We start from the raw sequence: 4,782 nt of genomic DNA, 5'->3' as shown, positions 1-4,782 counted from the left end.
TACGAGCGTCGGGGTAGATTCCAGCGTACGCACAACTATTGGGGTTTTACTCGCAAAGTACCCGAGAGCTTTTGGAACGGCACCACGGGGATTCTACCGCTGGATGCGACGATTCACAAGGCACTCAAACAGGGGTATTGTCACCATATCGAGCGGCTGATGGTAGTCGGGAATTTCATGCTCTTATGCGAATTCGATCCCGATGACGTGTTTCGCTGGTTCATGGAGATGTTTGTCGATGCTTACGATTGGGTGATGGTGCCGAATGTCTATGCGATGAGTCAGTTTGCCGATGGCGGCGGCATGTGTACGAAACCCTATATCAGCGGTAGTAATTATCTGATGAAGATGAGCGACTACCCCAAAGGCGATTGGCAAGTAGCTTGGGATGGTTTGTTTTGGCGATTTATGCACGTCCATCGTGATTTCTTTCTCACTAATCCCCGCTTGGGGATGTTGGTAAGAACCTTCGATAAGATGGCTCCAGAAAAACAACAGCAGCACCTCACCGCAGCGGAAAAGTTTTTAGATAATTTAGATCTTACAAACGCTAGTTAATAGTTTCTATCGACGCCAGAAACCCGACTTTTCCAAAAAGTCGGGTTTCTATTAGAGCTATGTTTTAGCAACTGGTTTAATTGTATATGTCAGTGACTCACCTTTGGTTGAATTACTCATCCCCAAAGCTTTCCAATCAGGAGGATGACTAAATCCAATATTCACAGATCCATCGGCAGCCTTGGCAGTCCATTTTTCTCCCGGACAAACTTGTGACTGAAGCTGGAAATCTCTCGCTACCAAATCAGCCTTTTCCCCTGCGGCTAATTTAGCTTTTACTTGCCTCACACTAGTCGTCAACTCCCACAATAAGTCTTGCTTCAATACCTTGGGATATTGACTAGTTATGACAACGGGATCGATCGTGTATTCAGCAAAGTCTATTGTCGGTTTTACGCCGCTGTTACCATTTGTCCGACAGATATTTTGCTGACTCCAATAAGCAATACCTTTAGCAACTTCTCGATGTCTATCTACTGCGGCTAATCGGAGAGAAGGACTTACTAAATAGGAGAATCCCGGTATCCAACGTAATGGACTATCATATGTCACCAGCAATCGATCGAACAGAGCTGGATTTTGCAAGAGCTTGTTAGCAGTTATTGACTCATTCTCGATCGCACTAGCCATGTATTTATGACGTTCTTGACCGAATAAATTATTACCCCATCCCTGTGACAATAGTTGATTTAATGCCGCCTGTCGTGAATCGATCTGCCTGACTAATCTTGATATTCTACCTTGTCCAATGAGGCTATACAACTGTCCTATTAGCGACTTTTGAGATCGAACCGATTGCTGAATTTTATCAAATACAATTAAATGCTTAGTAAGATCTGCATTCGGTTGTTGCTGCTTGTCGAGTAGGTTTGCGGTCGTCAAACTTTCAATATTGGTAGTGCTTAAAAAATTTGGTAACTTTGAGAACAGTGAGCTACTTTCTAGACTTAAATTACTTTGTGATGTCCAGGAATTATTCCCCCATTCAGGGATGGGATTATTTGCTAAGTAAGTAACGATCGCCTCTAGATCGGCTTGATGATTGTTGAGATAGGTTAATACTTTATCGGGAACTGGTGCGATCGAGTCTTCATTTTTCTCTAATTGTTGATTAACATAATCTTGTAACGGTCTTTCGATCGATTTCCATTCTGCGATCGCAGCAATTGTTGGTTTAACTTTTACTTCACTACCATCACCAAATACATCTATAGATAGCCCTAATTTAGTCATCAAGGATTGTAACTCGATCGCGGATTGATTCGGTGCAGTTTTGGGATGCTGGCGGACGTAGGTGGCGATCGCTTGTTCTAATGGTTTTTCTTGCTCGGCTGCATACATATTTCCACCGATTAAATAGATGCTCATTGTCAATCCGATCGCCCCAATTACCCCAGCCCATAGTTTAGTAAGTTCATAACGAGGACGCGATAATTCTTTTTCTAATGCACGGACTAATATATGTTCTGTGCCAGCTAATTCTCGGACTCGATCGAGTATTTTAGCCGTCTCATACAAACGCGTTGGGAATTGAATATTTTCACCAGATGCTGTTTCGATTGACAAACATCGCATTCCGAGGATTTGATAGGGTTTGATTAATGTAATCTCTTGCCAGCCTGTATGTTTGCGGCCACCCCAAAGATTGAGTCCAGACATTCCTTCTGAATATAGAATAGTGTCAGCTATCTTTTTCAATAAATATGTTACGACAGAGGGAACAAACACAATGTAAGACAACCAGCATATTAGCTCTAAAATAATGTGCTTGGTAATGGTGCCTCTAATTAAAGCGATAAATGCACAGATAAAAAAAGTTAAGATCGTAGCTGCCGTAAGATAAGAAACATATGGTAAAAATAATAGTTTAAATTGATGTTTGACACCATCTTGCGTGGGCTGTTCTGGAGAGATTAATTTCTTGCGCCGCATCAGTCCGTAGCTCACTAGATTACCTAGTAAGTATGCCCATAACTGAGCTAAAGGTATTCAACTCATGCGATGAGGATCGAGCCGCGCCTAACGGATACGGTACTTGCCGTGTTCGCGCTTTAACAAGACTCGGTTCTAACTCCACTCAATAACTCCTCGCTATTGTCCTCGTCCTGGCTTGCAATCAGCAAACCCCAATGCCTCTGTATCCAGAAAACTGGCAATCGCCATCTCAACTACGGCTTCAATCGGGTACTCAATTTCAGCAGCACGGGCAATCATCGCAGCACGAATTTTTTCGGGTAAACGCTCTAATATAACTTGGGCATCAGCGGCAGAAATTTGTTCCATATCATTATGAATCTGCATGTTGACATTTGCTCAAGCTTGAATCTGCTATTCGATCTAGCTTGGCATTGAGATAAAATTGGATGGGAACAATCCATAATATACCCACAAAACTATGGCAAAAGACAGTAATAAAATCGCCTACCGCGAATTTGGCGACGAAGAGCCAGATACCAACGATACCGCCGAACTACCACCCAACCAGCATAAACTAAAAATCGAAGCCTCCCGCAAAGGCAAAGGCGGTAAAACAGTCACCATCGTCAGTGGCTTTCAAGTCTCACCAGAGACACTTACTAGCCTCACCAAGACACTCAAAAACCAGTGTGGGGCTGGTGGCGCGATGAAGGATAATACGATCGAGATTCAAGGCGATCATCGTCAAAAATTATTAGAGATCGTCACTAAATTGGGCTATAAAGCTAAATTAAGTGGCGGTTAGAACTTGGAGTATTTTTATCGATCGAGAATAATTCAGCCATTGTAGCGATTCGATCGAGTAGGCGATCGGCGTAGAGTGACAAGTAATTTGAATTACAAGCCGATTACTTGTCCGTGGCATGACCTACAGCCTGCGCATCATCGATATCCCTACTTCCGAACGTCCCCGCGAACGCCTCCTCGCACATGGAGTCAAACACCTCAAGAATGCGGAACTGATCGCGATCCTGTTGGGTACGGGGCAAGGCCCTGGTAAACTGTCTGCGATCGGGTTAGGTGAATATATTCTCAATCATTTGGGTCAACATCAGCGAGATCCCTTAGAAAGATTGCGGGATCTCCATCCCCAGGAATTGATGGATATTCCCGGCGTCGGCCCCGCCAAGGCGACCGCGATCTTAGCTGCGGTAGAATTGGGACAGCGAGCTTGTGTCTTGCGTCCGCCCGATCGAGCTATCATAGAGAGTCCCGATAGTGCCGCTGCCGCTCTGAGTCAAGAGTTGATGTGGTCTACTCAAGAGCGATTTGCCATATTATTATTAGATGTTAAAAATCGGTTACTCGGTACTCAGTTAATCACGATCGGGACAGCCACCGAAACCCTCGCACCACCCAAAGAAATCTTCACCGCCATCCTCAAGCAAGGTGCCACCAAAACGATCGTCGCACACAATCACCCATCGGGCAGCACCGAACCCAGTCAAGCCGATCTCGATCTCACGCGGCAATTACTCGCAGGTGCAAAATTGCTCGGTATTCCCTTATTAGATCACCTAATTTTAGGTGGTGGTAATTGGAGTAGTTTACGGCAAAACACCAATCTCTGGGAAGAATGTCCGCAGGGAGATTGATACTCTCAATGTCAAACATGACAAGAAAATTCGTAGGTTGGGTTGCGCGTAGCAAAACCCAACGAACACACCAGTATCATAGAAATGTTTGGTTTCATTCTGGTTGATGAGCGATAGCCGTTGGCGTAGCCTCGCCGTTGGAGACATCACAACCCAACCTACCCTAAAACTTTATCTTATTTTCTAGAATCAAGCGAAGTTAGGCATTATGAATAATTGCTCCTATTTAAAGTTGCACAACATCCCCTAACAACAGAATCGCAATTACCATCAATAAAGCTCCCGCAGCAATATCTAGAGTTCTGGGCGACAATACCTTCGCTAGATAACGCCCTAGTAATACACCTACCAAACTAGTTGCAATCAAAGCCGCACCCGCACCGAGAAACACGATCCACGGCGATTGAGACTCGGCACTCAACAATAGCGTCGCTAGTTGAGTTTTGTCGCCCATTTCAGCGAGGAAAATCGTGATAAACGTCGAGAAGAAAGTACTCCACACACTCGATTTTTGGAGACTTGTGGACGACTCAGTGACGATGGTTTGGACGACAATATCGTCAGATGAGGTTTCTGAAGTAGAAGGGCTAGTCACTGGACAATCTGAGTTTAGCTAGGTTTTCATTTTCCCCCTATCTTCTCATACCAATCG

The 4,782-nt window shown here is 44.4% G+C and carries 5 protein-coding genes and 1 pseudogene; 3 read left to right on the top strand and 3 right to left on the bottom strand.

The annotated features are described in order from the left end of the window. Nucleotides 1-558, top strand: a pseudogene (locus RMO35_RS00030) (cryptochrome/photolyase family protein); the annotation flags it as partial. Nucleotides 559-615: 57 nt separating this feature from the next. Here RMO35_RS00030 and RMO35_RS00025 read toward each other — a convergent pair. Then, entirely contained in the window at nt 616-2,505 is a 1,890-nt protein-coding gene (locus RMO35_RS00025) for a hypothetical protein (protein WP_309737683.1), read from the bottom strand. Nucleotides 2,506-2,649: 144 nt separating this feature from the next. Beyond that, nucleotides 2,650-2,841, bottom strand: a complete 192-nt coding sequence (locus tag RMO35_RS00020) for a hypothetical protein (protein WP_309737682.1) — start codon at nt 2,839-2,841, stop codon at nt 2,650-2,652. A gap of 112 nt (nt 2,842-2,953) precedes the next feature. Here RMO35_RS00020 and RMO35_RS00015 point away from each other — a divergent pair, with 112 nt between their 5' ends. Continuing rightward, the gene (locus tag RMO35_RS00015; RefSeq protein ID WP_309737681.1) at nt 2,954-3,280 is read left to right on the top strand and encodes a translation initiation factor; all 327 of its coding nucleotides are present in this window, start codon (nt 2,954-2,956) and stop codon (nt 3,278-3,280) included. Nucleotides 3,281-3,398: 118 nt separating this feature from the next. Then, nucleotides 3,399-4,130 carry a DNA repair protein RadC gene (gene radC, locus RMO35_RS00010; RefSeq protein WP_309737680.1) on the top strand — a complete coding sequence of 244 codons (732 nt, stop codon included), beginning with the start codon at nt 3,399-3,401 and terminating at the stop codon, nt 4,128-4,130. A gap of 226 nt (nt 4,131-4,356) precedes the next feature. Here radC and RMO35_RS00005 read toward each other — a convergent pair whose 3' ends face one another. After that, nucleotides 4,357-4,686 carry a TMEM165/GDT1 family protein gene (locus tag RMO35_RS00005; protein WP_396135012.1) on the bottom strand — a complete coding sequence of 110 codons (330 nt, stop codon included), beginning with the start codon at nt 4,684-4,686 and terminating at the stop codon, nt 4,357-4,359. Between the last annotated feature and the right edge of the window lie 96 nt (nt 4,687-4,782).

It is taken from the genome of Chamaesiphon sp. OTE_20_metabat_361 (assembly GCF_031364565.1).
The sequence above is the reverse complement of the archived record's forward strand: the minus strand, read 5'-3'. Positions and strand labels throughout refer to the sequence as shown.